This window comes from Microbacterium sp. NPDC089321 (assembly GCF_040684935.1).
Lineage (GTDB): Bacteria > Actinomycetota > Actinomycetes > Actinomycetales > Microbacteriaceae > Microbacterium.
In genome coordinates this window covers 982,846-998,322 of record NZ_JBFBGX010000001.1, presented here as the reverse complement: position 1 = coordinate 998,322, position 15,477 = coordinate 982,846, and the positions used below count along the sequence as shown (strand labels likewise).

Genomic DNA, 15,477 nt, shown 5'->3' with positions numbered 1-15,477 from the left:
CGAGCATGAGCACTGCGCGGACGACCCGAGTGATCGGCACCACCCTGATGACGATCACCGTCCTCATCGCCACGGCGATCGCAGCGCTCATGCTCGTCCCGTCCGTGCTCGGCTTCGACCGCTACGTCATCACGGGCGGATCGATGTCGGGCACGTTCGAGCGCGGCACCGTCGTCTACGAGCGACAGGTGCCCGTCGCCGACCTGGAGGTCGGCGACATCATCACGTACATCCCGCCGGCGGAGTCGGGCATCGACGAGCCGGTCACCCACCGCATCCTGTCGATCACCGACGACCCCGCCGTCGAGGGCGGGCGCATCCTGCGGACCCAGGGCGACGCCAACGCGAGCGCCGACCCGTGGACCTTCACCCTGGCGGCGACCGTTCAGCCGCGCGTCGAGGGCTGGGTCCCTGGGATCGGCTGGATCTTCATCGTGCTGTCGATGCCTGGCATCCGGATGCTGGCCATCGGCCTTCCTGCCGCGATCATCGCCGCACTCTTCCTGCGCGACCTGATCCGGGGCCTGCGCGGTTGATCGCCGCCTGCCCCCCCCTGATGCGGGGCCTGCCGGACTGATCGCAGACCTTGCCTGAGATCGTGTCGCGGCTGAGGGACTCGTGTGGCACGGCTGTAACCCACCGCTCCGTAACGTCGAGTACATGACCGAAGGAAGGGCCGCGACCATGCCCGGCACCGCTCTGCGCAGCACCGCACTCGCGGTTCTGCTCTGCGCGCTGCTGGCCGTCGCCGGCTTCAACGGTCTGCGCTTCTCGACCGCGGCGTACACGTCGCAGTCGACCAACACCGCGAGCACGGTCGGCGCCGCCGCCGACTGGACTCCCCCGACCGTGAGCGTCGTCGCCCCCTCAGCCCCCCTGAAGGGCGCGGCGGCGCTCACTGTGCACGCCGCCGACGGCGAGACCGGCGTGAAGACCGTGGTCGTGCAGTCGCAGCCCGTCGGCGGCTCGACCTGGACGACCCTGTGCTCGCTCACCGCCTCGCCGTACACCTGCACCTGGCAGACGGCGACGGTCGCCGATGGCGCATACGACGTGCGCGCCATCGCCACAGACAACTCCGGGTACTCGACGACGTCCGCCGCGGTGCGCGTGAGCGTCAGCAACGCGTTCGGCATCGTGCTCACCGATCCGGGTGACGTGCTGCGCGGCACCGTGCCGCTTCAGGCCAGCCTGCAGAACGCCGACATGCTCGCCGCCTACAACCTGTCGTTCGAGTACTCCGTCGCCGGGTCGGGTCGATGGACCACGATCAGCGTCGGCTGCCCGAACCTGCTGGGCGGCGCGACCTGCATGCGCGACTGGTCGACGACCGGCATCGCGAGCGGAACCTACGATCTGCGCGCCAAGGCGACTCCGGCGATCGGCACGACCGTGTACTCGACCGTCTACACCGACATCACGATCGACAACACCGCCCCGACGGTGTCGATGACGACCCCGACCTCGCCGCTCAGCGGTGCGGTGACGCTGAGCGCGACGGCGGCGGACGCCGACTCCGGCATCGCGTCGGTGACGATCCAGTACCAGGCCGTCGGCGGGGCATGGACGACCGCGTGCGTCGTGACCGAGTCGCCGTACTCCTGCCGCTTCAGCACCCTCGGGCTCGCGAACGGCTCGTACATCTTCCGCGCCGTCGCCGCCGACCTCGCCGGCAACACGACGACCTCGGCATCGACCGCGAGCCGCACGGTCGACAACACGATGTCGTCGGTCTCACTGGACGACCCCGCCGCCTACCTCTCAGGAACCACGACGCTGACCGCTCAGGCGAACTCCACCGCCGGAGTCGCCTCGGTGACCATCCAGTACGCCCCGGCCGGCACCACGAGCTGGACGACCGTCTGCGCGCGCACCGCCGCACCGTACTCATGCTCGTGGAACACCACGACCGTCGCCGACGCCGCGTACGACCTGCGCGCCGTGCTCGTCGACGGCGCAGGCAAGACGACGACCTCGGCCATCGTGACGAACCGCCGCGTCGACAACGCCCCGGTTCGCGGCGCAGACGTCCAGACGGCCAACGGCGCAGGCACGGCCGGCCGCGTGGACGCGGGCGACTCGATCACGTTCACGTACAGCAAGCAGATGAGCCCGGCGAGCATCGCGGCGGGCTGGAACGGCGGCTCGACGGCCGTGACCCTGCGCCTGCGCGACGGCGGACTGACCGGGGTCGGCACCGGCTCCACAGCAGACAGCGTCGACGTGCTCATCGGCAGCACCCCGGTGAACCTCGGATCGGTCAACCTGCGCGGCGACTACATCAAGACCGGCAAGACCTCGACCTACGCGGCGACGATGACCGCGACGACCGCGACCGTCAACGGCGCGCCGGTGACCGTGGTCACCGTCACCGTCGGATCGCTCGCCTCGGGCGGCGCCGTGCGCACCGCGACGACCAGCGGCGCCATGATCTGGACGCCGTCGACCAACGCCACCGATCTCACCGGTGTGCGCAGCACGAACGCGCCGGTCACCGAGACCGGCGCACTCGACAGGGAGTTCTGATGTCACACACCGGTATATCGGGCGAGGACGAGGTTGATAGCCTCGACCACGTGGGGCGAAGAATCCTGGTGGTCGAAGACGACGACGGCATCGCGGTGCCGCTGCTGCGCACCCTCGACCGCGAGGGCTACGTGGTCGAGCGGGTCGCCGACGGCGGCTCTGCGCTCGAGCGCGCAGGAGACGACGTCGACCTCGTGGTGCTCGATCTCGGCCTGCCCGACATGGACGGCCTCGACGTCTGCCGTCGCCTGCGCGAGCAGGACTTCGCCGGGGGCATCGTCATCCTCACCGCCCGAGACGGCGAGCTCGACCGCGTCGTCGGCCTCGACGTCGGCGCAGACGACTACATCGCCAAGCCGTTCGCGCTGGCCGAGCTGCTCGCGCGCCTGCGCGCGCTGCTTCGCCGCAGCGGAACCTCGGTCCCGGCCGCGCCGGTCGAGACAGGGCATCCGGATGCCGCCTCCGCGGCGCCCGCGCCGACGCTCGTCGTCGATGTCGCGGCGCGACGCGTGCTCGTCGGCACGCGCGAGATCGCGCTGAGCACCAAGGAGTTCGACCTGCTCGCCCAGCTCGACGCCACGCGCGGCGCGGTCGTCACCCGCGAGCGGCTGATGGACCAGGTGTGGGACGAGAACTGGTTCGGATCGACCAAGACGCTCGACGTGACGGTCGCCCGACTGCGCCAGAAACTCGAGGAGTCGGGGGCCGACGTGCGCATCACGACACTGCGGGGCGTCGGCTTCAGGCTCGATGAGGGCGCCGATGCGTAGGCGCCTCATCGTCGCCTTCCTCGCCCTGGCGCTGGGCATCATCGCGCTCTACGGCGTGCCGCGCATCATCATGGTCGCCGACCTCGTGCACGCCTCCGAGACCCAGTACGCCGGACGGATGGCAGGAGTGGTCGCCGCCGTGATCGACGACCGCGGCAAGCCCGTCGACGAGGCGTTCCTCGCATCGCTGCTCACCGAGGGCGAGAGCGTCGAGTACCGCCCGGCGAGCGGCGATGCCGTGCAGGCCGGCGGCACGCCCGCCGCGGGCGACATCACGCGCTCCGCCGACGTCGCCGGAGGCGGCACCGTCGCGTTCACCCGCTCAGGCGAGGTGGTCGCCGACCGCGTCACCACCGCCATCGCTCCGGTCATCGTCATCGGCATCGGCCTGCTCGTCATCTCGACGGTCGTGGCCGTGCTGCTCGCCCGCAGCCTGTCGCGCCCGTTCCTGAAGATCCTCGAGACCGTGCGCGACATCGGCAGAGGACAGCTGCGACCGTCGTCCGAGCCGTTGCGGATACCAGAGGCGCGCGCCATCGACGCCGCGCTGCGCGACAGCGCCGCGACGCTCGAGAACCGGATCCGCCGTGAGCACGAGTTCGCCGCCAATGCCTCGCACCAGCTGCGCACCCCGATCACCGCGCTTCGCCTCGAGCTCGAAGACCTGTCGCTGTGGCCGCAGACCGCACCGGTGGTGCGCGAGCAGCTGGATCACGCCGTGCGCGAGATCGACCGACTGGCCGACGCCATCTCGCAGCTGCTCGAGTTCGCCAGGGGCGAGACCCCCGGTTCGGGCACCTTCGAGCCGCTCGGAGAGGCGATCCACGCCGCGGCCGCACGGTGGACTCCGCAGGCCGAGGCATCCGGGCGTCGCATCCGGATCGGCTCAGCCGATGCCGCGCTCGGCGATGCGCCCGCGGCGGCCTCGCAGATCCTCGATGTGCTGCTGCACAACGCGCTGAAGCACGGCAGGGGCGAGATCACGATCAGCGGTTCGCGTCGTGCCGAGTACGTGACGGTGCAGGTTGCCGACGAGGGCGCGCGCCCGGGCGGCAATGAGATCTTCCAGCGCGGCGCCACCCAGCGCAACGCCACCTCCGGAGAGGGCATCGGCCTGGCTCTGTCTGCCGAGCTCGCCGAGAGCCTGGGCGGTCACCTGCTGCTCGAGGGCATGGCGACGACCAGGTTCTCGCTGATCCTGCCCGCCCGCGCCTGAGCGTCGACCGGCGCCCTCAGACCAGCCCGGCCTCGTACGCGAGGATCACCAGGTGGATGCGGTCGCGCGCGCCGAGCTTGGCGAGCACGCGCCCCACGTGCGTCTTGACCGTCGACTCGCCGAGGAAGAACCGCTGGGCGATCTCGCCGTTCGTGAGTCCCTGCGCGATCGCGAGGAACACCTCCCGCTCGCGCTCGGTGAGCCCCGAGGTCGGGTCGGCGACCGGTCCGGATGCCGTGCGCGCCCCCTCGCCCTGCCCCGAGACCCTGTCGAGCAGCGCCCGCGTCACACGCGGGGCGAGCACTCCGTCGCCGCGGTGCACGGCGCGCACGGCCGAGACGAGCTCGTGCCGCTCGGCGTCCTTCAGCAGGAAGCCGCTCGCGCCGGCGCGGATCGCCGCGAAGGCGTACTCGTCGAGGTCGAACGTGGTCAGCACGAGCACCCTGGTGCCGGGGTGGCTGCGCACGATGGCATCCGTCGCGGCTATGCCGTCGATCCCGGGCATCCGGATGTCCATGAGCACCACGTCGGGGCCGATGGCCGCGACCCGGGCGATCGCCTCGGCGCCGTCGGCCGCCTCACCGACCACCTCGACGTCGGGCTCGGCGTCGAGCACCATGCGGAAGCCGAGCCGGATGAGCGGCTGGTCGTCGACCAGCAGAACGCGGATCTGAGCGGTCACGACTCGGCTCCTTCGAGCAGCTCGCGGGTGCGATGCGGCAGTTCGGCTCGCAGCATCCATCGCCCGGCGCCGGCGGGAGCGGACACGACCCGGCCGCCGAGCAGCGCGGCCCGCTCGGCCAGCCCGCGCAGGCCGAATCCGGCTTCGGACGGTTCTCCGGTGGCCCCGTCGTTGACGATCTCGATGATCAGCGGCGTCGCGGCGTGGTCGATGCGCACGTCGATGGCCGTGGCGGACGGCGCGTGACGGATGGCGTTCGTCACCCCTTCCTGCACGATGCGTCCGACCGCGAACCGCACGGCGGGAGCGGGGTCGGGGTCGCCTCGAACGGCGATGGATGCCGGGAATCCCGCCGCCTGGGCGGCCGCCACGGTCGCGGCGGGGCTGGCGGGCTCGAGGGGCGCGAGTGAGGCATCCGAGTCGCCGTCGCGCAGCACGCCGAGCATCGAGCGCATCTCGGTGAGAGCGGAGCGGGCGGTGCGGGCGGCTGCGAGCGACGCATCGCGAGAGCGGCTGCGGTCGTCGGTCGCGGCCGCGCCCTCCGACAGGGCCACGACGACGGTCAGCGAATGCGACACGATGTCGTGCATCTCGCGCGCGATGCGGTCGCGCTCGGCGGCCGCCGCCAGCTGGGCCTGCTGATCCCGCTCGACGAGCAGCTGCCGCGACCGGTCGATGATCGCCTCGACATAGCGGCGGCGACCGCCGATGTTCATGCCGATGAGAACGCCGATCACACCCGGCACCGTCACCGAGAGCATGGCGTTCCACAGGTCCTGCAGGGTGAGGTCGCCGGCGAGCAGCATCGCGAGGGCGAGCGCGGTGACGGCCGTGCAGCCGACGCCCAGCCAGATCCACGCGAGGCGCGTCGAGCGGTACACGGCGACGGTGTAGACCGCGACCGTGAACATGGGAGAACCGGTCGAGGCCGTGGTCACCAGCAGCGTGAGGTCGACGATGATGGCTGCCACGACGGCCGTGGTCGTGCGGGTGCGCCGCCACACGAGCAGAACGCACGAGGTGACGGTCACGATGCCCAGCACGGCGCTCGCGGCGGGCGACACCACCGGGTAGGGGTCGTCCGGGATCGCGCTGACGCCGAACGAGGCCGTCAGGCAGATCAGGGCGATGAGAATGTCGGCGAAGAGCGGATGCCTGGCCCAGAACCGCCTGATCACCCCGGGCGGACGCGGCAGCCGCAGCCCGTCGTCTGCGAGGACGTCCGAGCTGCGGCTGCGCGGTGAAGACACGCTCACGACTCTACGTGGCGGTGCTCTCAGGCATCCCGCCCGCGCAGCGTCGCCCACCCGGCGACGAGCGAGACCGCGGCCCATCCGCCGAGCGTCAGCCACGACTCCGCGCCGCCCAGCGTGTTCACGTCGGCGGGCAGGATCGCGCTGGGCGCGGCGGATGCCGGCAGGTAGTCCGCCGCGTCGATCAGCCAGGTGAAGTCGGGCAGGAACGAGCCGACCAGGCCGAAGATCACCGGCAGCACGAAGATGATGCCGACCGTGGCGGCGATCGCGCCCGCACCAGAGCGCAGCAGGAAGCCGAGTCCGACGCCGATCAGCGAGAACAGCGCCATGGCGGCGGATGCCGACAGGATGGGCAGGATCACGGCATCCGGTGTCGCCCAGTCGAACGTCACGCCATCGGCGGCGAGGATCGGCGTGACGATGAGCGCGGCAGCGACGAAGATCACGAGCGACACGGCGAACAGGAACCCCGCGAGCACGGCGGCCTTCGCCGCGAGCACCGAGCCGCGTCGCGGGTTGGCGGTGAGCGTCGAGCGGATCATGCCGGTCGAGTACTCGCCGGTGACCGAGATGACCCCCAGGATGCCGGCGAGAAGCATCGTGAACTGCACGGGTGCGACGATCACCATGATCGGGTTGCCCATGCCCTTGGGCAGGTTGGCGCCGAAGAGCACCGCGATGCCGACGGTGAGCACAGCCACGATCGCGACGGACCACCAGGTGCCGCGCACCGAGAGCAGCTTGATGAGCTCGCTGCGCAGCTGCCGACCGAGCGACACGTGCGATGCGGTGGTGGGGATGTGCGTGGCGCGGGCCTGGATGGCGGTCATGCGCGGGCCTCCTCGAGAGGGGCGACGTCCTGCGGGACCTCGCGGGTGCGGTATTCGACGGCGTCGCCCGTGAGGGCGAGGTAGGCGTCTTCGAGCGAGCCGCTCGTGGGGGTGAGCTCGTGCACGGCGATGCCGCGGTCGGCGGCGATGTCGCCGATGCGCGATGCCGGCAGACCCGTCACGTCGAGCGTGAACCGATCGCTGCTCGTGACCTCGACCTCGGAGCCGGCGAGCGCGTCGGCCAGCTCTGCCGCACGAGGGCTGCGCACGTGCACGCGCTCGGTGGTCCAGGCACGGACGAGCTCGGGCAGCCGGGCGTCGGCGAGCACCTTGCCGCGGCCGAGCACGATCACGTGGTCGGCCGTCTGCGCCATCTCGCTCATGAGGTGGCTGGAGAGAAGCACGGTGCGCCCCTCGGATGCCGCGTGGCGGACGAACTGGCGCACCCAGCGCACGCCTTCGGGATCAAGGCCGTTGACCGGCTCGTCGAGGATGAGGGTGTGCGGGTCGCCGAGCAGGGCGGCCGCGATGCCGAGCCGCTGGCCCATGCCGAGCGAGAAACCGCCTGCGCGCTTGCGAGCGACCGAGCCGATTCCGGTGATCTCGATCACCTCGTCGACGCGGGATGCCGGGATGCCGTGCGTCGCGGCCATGGCGCGCAGATGGTTGCGGGCGCTGCGGCCGGTGTGCACGGCCTTGGCGTCGAGCAGCACGCCGACTTCGCCCAGCGGCGCCTTGAGGTCGGTGTAGCTCTGGCCGTTGATCATGACGCGACCGGATGTCGGACGATCGAGCCCCACGATCATGCGCATGGTGGTCGATTTGCCGGCGCCGTTCGGCCCCAGGAAGCCCGTGACGCTGCCCGGGCGCACCGTGAACGACACGTCGTCGACGGCGACCTTGTCTCCGTACCTCTTGCCGAGGCCCTCTGCTGTGATCATGCCTTCGACGCTACGGATAGGGATGCCCGTGCCGCGTCCGCCTGCAGAGTGACTCTGGGTGGCCCGGGTCATCCCGTGGTACTACTTCCCGGGCGCCGGCGGGGTCGAGCGATGTCGGAAATCTCGGACCATCCGGTTCGCGGACGGCGTGTCCCCCGTGCGGTGGGCGTGCCGGCAGCGTGTCGTCCGAGATCCCCGACGCCGCGCGAGCATCCTGAGCACCTTTGTTATGCTTGCCACGCGCCTCCGGGCGTGCGGGGCTGTAGTTCAATGGCAGAACTTCTGCTTCCCAAGCAGACAGCGCGGGTTCGATTCCCGTCAGCCCCTCCATGAGCCGATTCGACATCGGCGCCTGACGGTACTGTCGTCGTATGCAGGTCGCGACGAGCAGTATGGGCCGAGGATTCGACGTCCTCAGCGCTGTGGCGGATGTCGTCGCAGAAGGGCGCCCCGCGACGGTGTCCGAGATCGCGACCATGCTCGGTCGCGAGCGGTCCCAGGTGTCGCGGTCTCTGGCGGCGCTGGACAAGCAGGGGTACATCACGCGCGGCGCGGGGCGAGGGTACGACCTGGCGTGGTCGTGGTACGCGACCGCGCAGGAGCTCACGGCACATCGGATGCATCAGCACGGGCTCGCCGTACTGGATGACCTCGCCACCACGGTCGGCGAAGCCGCCTTCCTCGGCGTGCTGCAGGGAAGCACGACCCTGACGGTGCTCGAGAGCCTTCCGCCCACGACGCGGATGATCGGCTCCTGGATCGGCCGTTCATACCCTGCGTACTGCAGCGATGCGGGCCGCGCCACGCTGTGGGACGCGTCGGACGACGAGGTGCGCGCCGTCTTCTCGTCGACGACGTTCCGGGCGCAGGGCCCGAACACGCCGGGCTCGGTCGATGATCTGCTGGTTCGGCTTCGCGCGGATCGCGAGCGCGGGTACTGCATCGTGGATCAGGAGGCGGAACCGGGGCTGTACTCGGTCGCGGCGCCGGTGTGGGACTTCCGCCAGGAGGTGGTCGCGGCGATCCAAGTGGTCGGCGCGTACTCCGACATGGTGGGCCGCACCGAGAAGTGCGGTGACGCATGCGCCCAGGCGGCTGCGGCGCTCAGTGAACTGCTGGGTGCTCGCTAGTCGGCATCCGCGGCGATCGACAGCTCGTCCGCCAGGTGCACGAGCGTCGAGCGCATCGCGCGGCTGATGCCCGCCGGCCGGTGCCGACCCCTCACCGCCAGCGACGCGATGACGGCTCCTCGATGCCGGATCGGCACGGCGTACTCGTCGACGCCCTCGTCGTACTCCTGGTCGGCGGAGATGACGCCTGCTTCCCGGTCGCGCTCGAGACGGTCGTGCACCTCGTCGACGGAGCGCGGCGCGTGCGGACCTCCCACGCCGCTGAACTGCACGCCGTCGAGCAGGCTCGCCAGGTCGTTCGCGGAATGATCCCAGAGCAGGGCACGCCCTGCGCCGGTGCACCAGATCGGGGTCACCAGTCCGTCGCGGATGGAGCGGTCGAAGTCGTTCGACGCGAGCTCGTAGCGCAGCAGCATCGCACGCGGACCGTTCGCCACGGTGATCAGGGCATGCACGCCGAGACCGGAGCTGAGCGAGCGGAGCGCCGGCCGCGAGGCGCGCAGCCACCCTGTGTTCAGCGCCGACGCCGTCCGGAAGAAGGCGCTGCCCGCCGAGAGAGTCGCCGTCTCATCGCGCTGCAGCATCTCCCGAGCGCGAAGCTCGCGGCTGAGGCGGGACACCCTGCTTCGCTCGATCCCCGTCTGCTCGGCCAGCCGCGACGCGTTCAGGCCGGGCTGATTGCGCCGCTCCTGATCGATCACAGCACCCAGCAGACTCAGCCCCTGAGTCAGAGACGACGTCATCCCGCCCCCTTCGTGTGACGAACAGCAACTCTATCCGGTGGGCTGCACGGCGAACCGCGGCAGCAGCTGCCCCCAGCTCGGATAGAGATCGGCGGCGATGTGACCGTGCGAGCGCTCGATGTCATCCGAGGTGATGCACTCCGCACCGCTGCGGCCGAAGAGAACGACCTCGTCGCCCGGTGCGACCCCGGGGATGCGGGTCACATCGACGAGGAAGCCGTTCATCGCGATGCGGTCGATGATCCTCGCACGCTCTCCGCGGACCAGGACCTCGCCCCGGCCGCTGAGGCTCCGGTGGAATCCATCCGCATAGCCGAGGGGGATCAGTGCCAGCGTCGCGTCGTGCTCGAGCCGGTGCCAGCCGTCGTACCCGACCGAGCTTCCGCGTCGGTAGGAGTTGACCGCGGTGACGGTGGAGAGCACGCGCATCGCCGGGCGCAGGGCACCGTCGAGCGCGGAGGTGTCGCCGTAGAGCCCGGCCCCGATGCGCACCATGTCGAGCCGGCTCTCGGGCACGTGCAGGCCGGCGTACGTCGTCGCGCAATGGCGGGTCACGGCGCTCTTCGCCGGGGCGACGCTGCTGCATTCGAGCAGGAACCGCGCCGTCCCCCGTCGAACGTCGTCGGCATCCTCGCGCGGGAAATGCGTGCACACGCCCACGATGTCGAATGACTCGTCGGCGAACACCCGGCGAACAGCATCCGCTTCGCCCGCGGCCCCGACATCCCATCCGTCACGGCTCAGACCCGTCGAGTTCAGCGAGAGATGGCTCGCGATGGGCCGGCGTCGCCGGCGGGCGACGGACCGGACGACGTCTGCGTGAGCAGGCCCGCCGATCCACTCCTCGATGCCGAGGGGCACACCGTCGCTGATCTCGTCGGCAGCCCCGGGGCGCACGCGTATGAGGCGACCCCGGAAGCCGCAGCGGCGAACCCGGTCTGCCTCCGCGTTGGAGGCCACGCCGATGACCTCGACCCCCGCGGCCTGCAGCACCGGGACGACGATGTCGACACCATGGCCGTATGCGTCGGCCTTCACGACCGCGCAGAACTCGACGGCGTCGCCGAGCTCTGCGCGGATCGTGCTCACGTTGTGGGCGAGCGCGGCTGAGTCGATCTCGACCCAGCCGCGAGCCGGGAACGGGGGCTTCACTCAGCGGGTGCCGATTCTCGATCGATGCGCGGGGTCTGCTGCTTTCCCTTGCGACCGTGGCGGAGCCAGAAGTACAGGTAGCACGCGCCGACGAAGGGGACGCCGAAGTACAGCGCGGCGACCTGGTTGGGGTCGAAGGCGATGGCCACCACCGAGATCAGCAGCACCACGAACGCGAGGATGGGAAGGAACGGGTACCAGGGGGTGCGGTACGACAGATCCGCGACGACACCGCCCTCTCGCACGAACCGCCGACGGTGGAAGAACTGCGACGCCACGATGGACATCCAGACCGCGACCACCGCGAACCCCGCGATGGACACCAGCACCAGGTACACGGTGTCGGCGGCGATCACGCTGGTGAGCAGCGAGACGAGGCCGATGAGAATGCTCACCGAGAGGGCGAACAGCGGCACACCGCGCTTCGTGAGCTTGGTGAAGGCCTGCGGGGCGTGCCCCTCCTCCGCGAGGGAGAACAGCATCCGAGCGCAGGAGAACAGTCCACTGTTCCCTGCGGACAGCAGCGCGGTGATGATGACGAAGTTCATGATGTCGGGCGCGAACGGCACGCCGACGTACTGGAAGACGTCCACGAAGGGGCTGCTGGTCAGGCCGGCCTCCTGCCACGGGATGATCGCCGCGATGACCGCGATGGCGCCGACGAACAGGATCAGCAGTCGCAGCACCGTCGAACGCAGCGCCCGCGGGATGTTCTTGGCCGGATCCTTGGTCTCGCCGGCCGCGACTCCGATCAGCTCGGACCCGCTGAAGGCGTAGAACACGGCCAGGGCGGTGACGATGACTCCGCTGAACCCGTTGGGGAACAGTCCTTCGCCGGTGTCGAAGTTGCTCAGGAGCAGAGCCGGCGGATGCTCGCCGGACAGCGGGGTGAACCCGAAGATCGCCGCTGCGCCGAGAACGATCAGCGCCACGATGGCGAGCACCTTGACGAGGGAGAACCAGAACTCCGCCTCTCCGAACACGCGGGCCGAGATGGCGTTCAGCGTGAAGAGGATGGCGGCGAAGATCAGGCACCACACCCAGACCGGCACGGCCGGGAACCAGCGCTGCATGAGGATGCCCGAGGCGGTGAACTCCGATCCGAGCGCCACGACCCAGCAGAGCCAGTAGAGCCAGGCGGTGGTGAAGCCCGTGGCGGGGCCGATGGAACGGGCCGCGTAGATGTGGAACGCTCCCGAGACGGGGTACGCGATGGCGAGCTCGCCGAGGCATGCCATCACCAGGTAGACGACGGCGGCGCCGACGAGGTAGGCGATGATCGCGCCGAGCGGCCCGGCCTGGGAGATCGTGTATCCCGAGCTCAGGAAGAGTCCGGAGCCGATCACTCCCCCGAGGGCGATCATGATCAGGTGGCGGGCGTCCATCGTCCGCTGCAGACGCCGGAGCGGCACCTGGGTGGCGGTGGTCTGCGGCAGGGAGTTGGGAAGAGTCTTCTCCCCTGGAAGAGGCGTCATTGGAACTCTCATTCGGGTCGGGTGTGCATCATTTTCACATCAATGTGACTATGCAGCAAGGCGTCTGCTGTCTCGGGGACGATATCCGCTCCTGGATCGCGACGCAAGAGGCCCACTCCCGTTCTCGTGACATGCGGGCATGCGCACCGACATTACGGCATCGGCCACCGCCTTCCCGGCACGGGTGCACGGACGTCGACGCGACTGATCATGGGACTACCGGCGCGGCACTGTCACCCGCCGCACCAACGAACAAGGAGAAACCCGTGACCCACCACGACCTGGCCCTCATCGGCTTCGGGGGCGTCAACCGTGCGCTCGCCGAGATCATCCGCGACCGCGGCGCGGACCTGGAAGACGAGCTCGGCTTCGGCCTTCGCGTCGTGGCCATCACCGATCTGCGCCTCGGCTCGCTCATGCAGGCCGACGGCATCGACCTCGACGCGGTGTTCGCCATGACCGGGGACGACTCCTTCGCGTCGATGCCCGGAGGCCACGCAGAACCGCGCAACGACTACGTGATCCGCAACAGCACCGCCGACATCGTCGTGGAGGCCACATTCACCAACCCGGTCGACGGCGAACCCGCCGTCTCGCACGTGCGGGCCGCACTCGAGAGCGGGAAGAGCGTCACCACGACCAACAAGGGCCCGGTCGCCATCGCCGGCGCCGAGCTGAACCGCGTGGCCGCGGACAACCACGCCTTCTTCGAATACGAGGGCTCGGTGATGAGCGGCACCCCCGTGCTGCGCTTCGCATCCTCGACGCTCAAGGGCCTGCAGATCACCCGCATCGAAGGCATCCTCAACGGCACGAGCAACTTCGTGCTGGGCGAGATGGAATCCGGCAAGAGCCTCGAGGCGGCGGTCGCCGAGGCCCAGGCGCTGGGTTACGCCGAGGCCGACCCGACGGCGGACATCGAAGGCTCCGACGTGCAGCTCAAGGTCGCGATCCTCGCCAATGAGGTGCTCGGAGCGGACATCACGACCGCTGACGTCGCTCGCACCGGGATCACCGGGATCACGGCCGGCGACATCATCGCCGCAGGAGCCGCCGGCGAGCGGTGGAAGCTGATCGGATCCGTGGAGACCGACGCCGCAGGCGCGGTCACGGCATCCGTCGCGCCGCGGTCGCTGCCGGCCGACCACCCGCTCGCCGGCATCTCCGGAGCGACCAACGCCGTGTCGTTCACCACGGATCTGCTCGGGACGGTGACGGTCTCGGGCCCTGGCGCGGGGCGGATGGAGACCGCCTACGCACTGCTGTCAGACATCATCGCCATCGACGAGCGGCAGCGCTCCTTCGCGGGGGCTGGACGATGACCCCCGCCGTCCTCGCCGCAGACGAGAGGCTCGCGGTCTGCAACCCCTACTCGGGCGAGCTGATCGCCCACGTCGATCAGAGCCGAGTGGAAGACGTCGATGCCATCATGGCCCGTGCCCGTCTGGGGGCGACGCTGTCGAAGGAGCTGACGCGGCACACCCGGCACACGATCCTCGACCGCGCCTCGCGCCTGCTCAGCGCACGTGCGGATGAGGCTGCCGAACTCATCGTCCGCGAAGCGGGCAAGACGATCACCCAGGCGAGGAAGGAGGTGTCGCGTGCGGTCAGCACGCTGTCCCTCTCCGCCGAGGCGGCCCGTTCGGCAGACGGCGAGGTCATCCCTTTCGACGCGTTCGAAGGCTCCTCCCGCCGGCGCGGATGGTTCACCCGTGAGCCCCTCGGCATCATCCTCGCCATCACGCCCTACAACGACGCGCTCAACCTCGTCGCGCACAAGCTCGGCCCGGCGATCGCCGGCGGCAATGCCGTCATCCTGAAGCCGTCGCAGCTCACGCCGCTGACGGCAGGTCTGCTCGTGGAGATCCTGACGGAAGCGGGCCTTCCGGATGAGATCATCACGACGGTCCACGGTGATCGGACGGTCACCCAGGCGCTCATCGCCGTTCGCGACATCCGGATGGTCTCCTTCACCGGAGGCTTCGCGACGGGTGATGCGATCGCCCGGACGGCCGGGATCAAGAGACTGGCCATGGAGCTCGGCGGCAACGCCCCGATCCTCGTGTTCGCGGATGCCGACCTGGATGCCGCCGTGGAGGCGTGCGTGTCCGGCGCCTTCTGGGCGGCGGGGCAGAACTGCGTCGGCGCTCAGCGCATCCTCGTGGAGCGCTCCGTCTACGACTCGTTCCGCGACCGCTTCGCTGCGCGAACGATGCTGCTGCGCGCCGGCGACCCGTCCGACCCGTCCACCGACGTCGGCCCGATGATCACCGAGGCCGCGGCGCGGAACGCGCAGCGGATCGTCGACGATGCGGTCGCTGCCGGCGCGCAGGTCATCGCCGGTCATCACCGTGAGGGCTCGGTGTACTGGCCGACCGTCGTCGAGAACGTCGACACCGCATGCGAGCTGTGGAGCGACGAGGCCTTCGCCCCGGTCGTGTCCCTGGCGCCTTTCGACACCGAAGAGGCCGCCATCGCGGAGGCGAACAGCGTCGACTATGCGCTGCACGCCGGCGTCTTCACCTCCGACCTCGCACGGGCACTGCGCGTGTCAGAGGCGCTCGAGGCGGGCGGCGTCATGATCAACGACTCGTCGGACTACCGGATCGACAGCATGCCGTTCGGTGGCGCGAAGTACGGGAGCATGGGCCGCGAGGGCGTGCGCTTCGCATACGAGGAGATGACCCAGCCGAAGGTCACCTGCATCGCGCTGTGAAGGCTCCTCGCGGGAGAGCAGGGGTCCAGGGGGATACCCT

14 protein-coding genes and 1 tRNA gene are annotated in these 15,477 nt (G+C 70.0%); 8 read left to right on the top strand and 7 right to left on the bottom strand.

Translation table 11 applies throughout. The annotated features are described in order from the left end of the window. Positions 1-5 precede the first annotated feature (5 nt). The 4 genes from AB0N59_RS04680 to AB0N59_RS04665 all read left to right on the top strand — a co-directional run bounded on the left by AB0N59_RS04680 (position 6) and on the right by AB0N59_RS04665 (position 4,512). Positions 6-536, top strand: coding sequence for a signal peptidase I (locus tag AB0N59_RS04680; RefSeq protein WP_363479411.1), 531 nt, complete (start codon positions 6-8; stop codon positions 534-536). 124 nt (positions 537-660) lie between these two features. Further along, complete coding sequence (locus AB0N59_RS04675; RefSeq protein ID WP_363479408.1) at positions 661-2,526, top strand: Ig-like domain-containing protein; 1,866 nt, start codon at positions 661-663, stop codon at positions 2,524-2,526. Between the two features lie 50 nt (positions 2,527-2,576). Then, on the top strand, positions 2,577-3,296 hold the full coding sequence (locus AB0N59_RS04670; protein WP_363479405.1) for a response regulator transcription factor: 720 nt from the start codon (positions 2,577-2,579) through the stop codon (positions 3,294-3,296). Next, positions 3,289-4,512, top strand: coding sequence for a HAMP domain-containing sensor histidine kinase (locus AB0N59_RS04665; RefSeq protein ID WP_363479402.1), 1,224 nt, complete (start codon positions 3,289-3,291; stop codon positions 4,510-4,512). The genes AB0N59_RS04670 and AB0N59_RS04665 overlap by 8 nt, the downstream gene beginning before the upstream one ends. Positions 4,513-4,528: 16 nt before the next feature. Here the strand turns inward: AB0N59_RS04665 and AB0N59_RS04660 are convergent, their stop codons facing one another. Genes AB0N59_RS04660 through AB0N59_RS04645 form a run of 4 tightly spaced genes read right to left on the bottom strand, consistent with a single transcriptional unit; the run spans position 4,529 to position 8,221 of the window. Further along, positions 4,529-5,194, bottom strand: a complete 666-nt coding sequence (locus AB0N59_RS04660; protein WP_363479399.1) for a response regulator transcription factor — start codon at positions 5,192-5,194, stop codon at positions 4,529-4,531. Further along, positions 5,191-6,444, bottom strand: coding sequence for a histidine kinase (locus AB0N59_RS04655; RefSeq protein ID WP_363479396.1), 1,254 nt, complete (start codon positions 6,442-6,444; stop codon positions 5,191-5,193). The genes AB0N59_RS04660 and AB0N59_RS04655 overlap by 4 nt, the downstream gene beginning before the upstream one ends. Before the next feature lie 26 nt (positions 6,445-6,470). Beyond that, positions 6,471-7,280 (bottom strand): ABC transporter permease, encoded by an 810-nt coding sequence (locus AB0N59_RS04650; RefSeq protein ID WP_363479393.1) that lies wholly within the window; start codon positions 7,278-7,280, stop codon positions 6,471-6,473. After that, positions 7,277-8,221, bottom strand: a complete 945-nt coding sequence (locus AB0N59_RS04645; protein ID WP_363479390.1) for an ABC transporter ATP-binding protein — start codon at positions 8,219-8,221, stop codon at positions 7,277-7,279. The genes AB0N59_RS04650 and AB0N59_RS04645 overlap by 4 nt, the downstream gene beginning before the upstream one ends. A gap of 256 nt (positions 8,222-8,477) precedes the next feature. Here AB0N59_RS04645 and AB0N59_RS04640 point away from each other — a divergent pair. Both AB0N59_RS04640 and AB0N59_RS04635 read left to right on the top strand, forming a co-directional pair. Then, a tRNA-Gly gene (locus tag AB0N59_RS04640) sits at positions 8,478-8,551 on the top strand. Positions 8,552-8,613: 62 nt separating this feature from the next. Further along, positions 8,614-9,351: an IclR family transcriptional regulator gene (locus AB0N59_RS04635; protein WP_363479387.1), complete on the top strand. Its 738-nt coding sequence runs from the start codon at positions 8,614-8,616 to the stop codon at positions 9,349-9,351. Here AB0N59_RS04635 and AB0N59_RS04630 read toward each other — a convergent pair. From AB0N59_RS04630 to AB0N59_RS04620, 3 genes are read right to left on the bottom strand one after another with little or no spacing between them, the layout of a single operon-like run. Next, positions 9,348-10,094, bottom strand: coding sequence for an IclR family transcriptional regulator C-terminal domain-containing protein (locus AB0N59_RS04630; RefSeq protein ID WP_363479384.1), 747 nt, complete (start codon positions 10,092-10,094; stop codon positions 9,348-9,350). The two genes, AB0N59_RS04635 and AB0N59_RS04630, sit on opposite strands and share 4 nt — an antisense overlap. 30 nt (positions 10,095-10,124) lie before the next feature. After that, entirely contained in the window at positions 10,125-11,246 is a 1,122-nt protein-coding gene (alr, locus tag AB0N59_RS04625) for an alanine racemase (RefSeq protein ID WP_363479381.1), read from the bottom strand. Further along, positions 11,243-12,631, bottom strand: a complete 1,389-nt coding sequence (locus tag AB0N59_RS04620; RefSeq protein ID WP_363481201.1) for an amino acid permease — start codon at positions 12,629-12,631, stop codon at positions 11,243-11,245. The genes alr and AB0N59_RS04620 overlap by 4 nt, the downstream gene beginning before the upstream one ends. Before the next feature lie 356 nt (positions 12,632-12,987). On the opposite strand from AB0N59_RS04620, the gene AB0N59_RS04615 reads away from it, so the two are divergent. Beyond that, positions 12,988-14,043, top strand: a complete 1,056-nt coding sequence (locus AB0N59_RS04615; protein ID WP_363479378.1) for a homoserine dehydrogenase — start codon at positions 12,988-12,990, stop codon at positions 14,041-14,043. Next, positions 14,040-15,437 carry an aldehyde dehydrogenase family protein gene (locus AB0N59_RS04610; protein WP_363479375.1) on the top strand — a complete coding sequence of 466 codons (1,398 nt, stop codon included), beginning with the start codon at positions 14,040-14,042 and terminating at the stop codon, positions 15,435-15,437. The genes AB0N59_RS04615 and AB0N59_RS04610 overlap by 4 nt, the downstream gene beginning before the upstream one ends. The last annotated feature ends 40 nt before the right edge of the window (positions 15,438-15,477 follow it).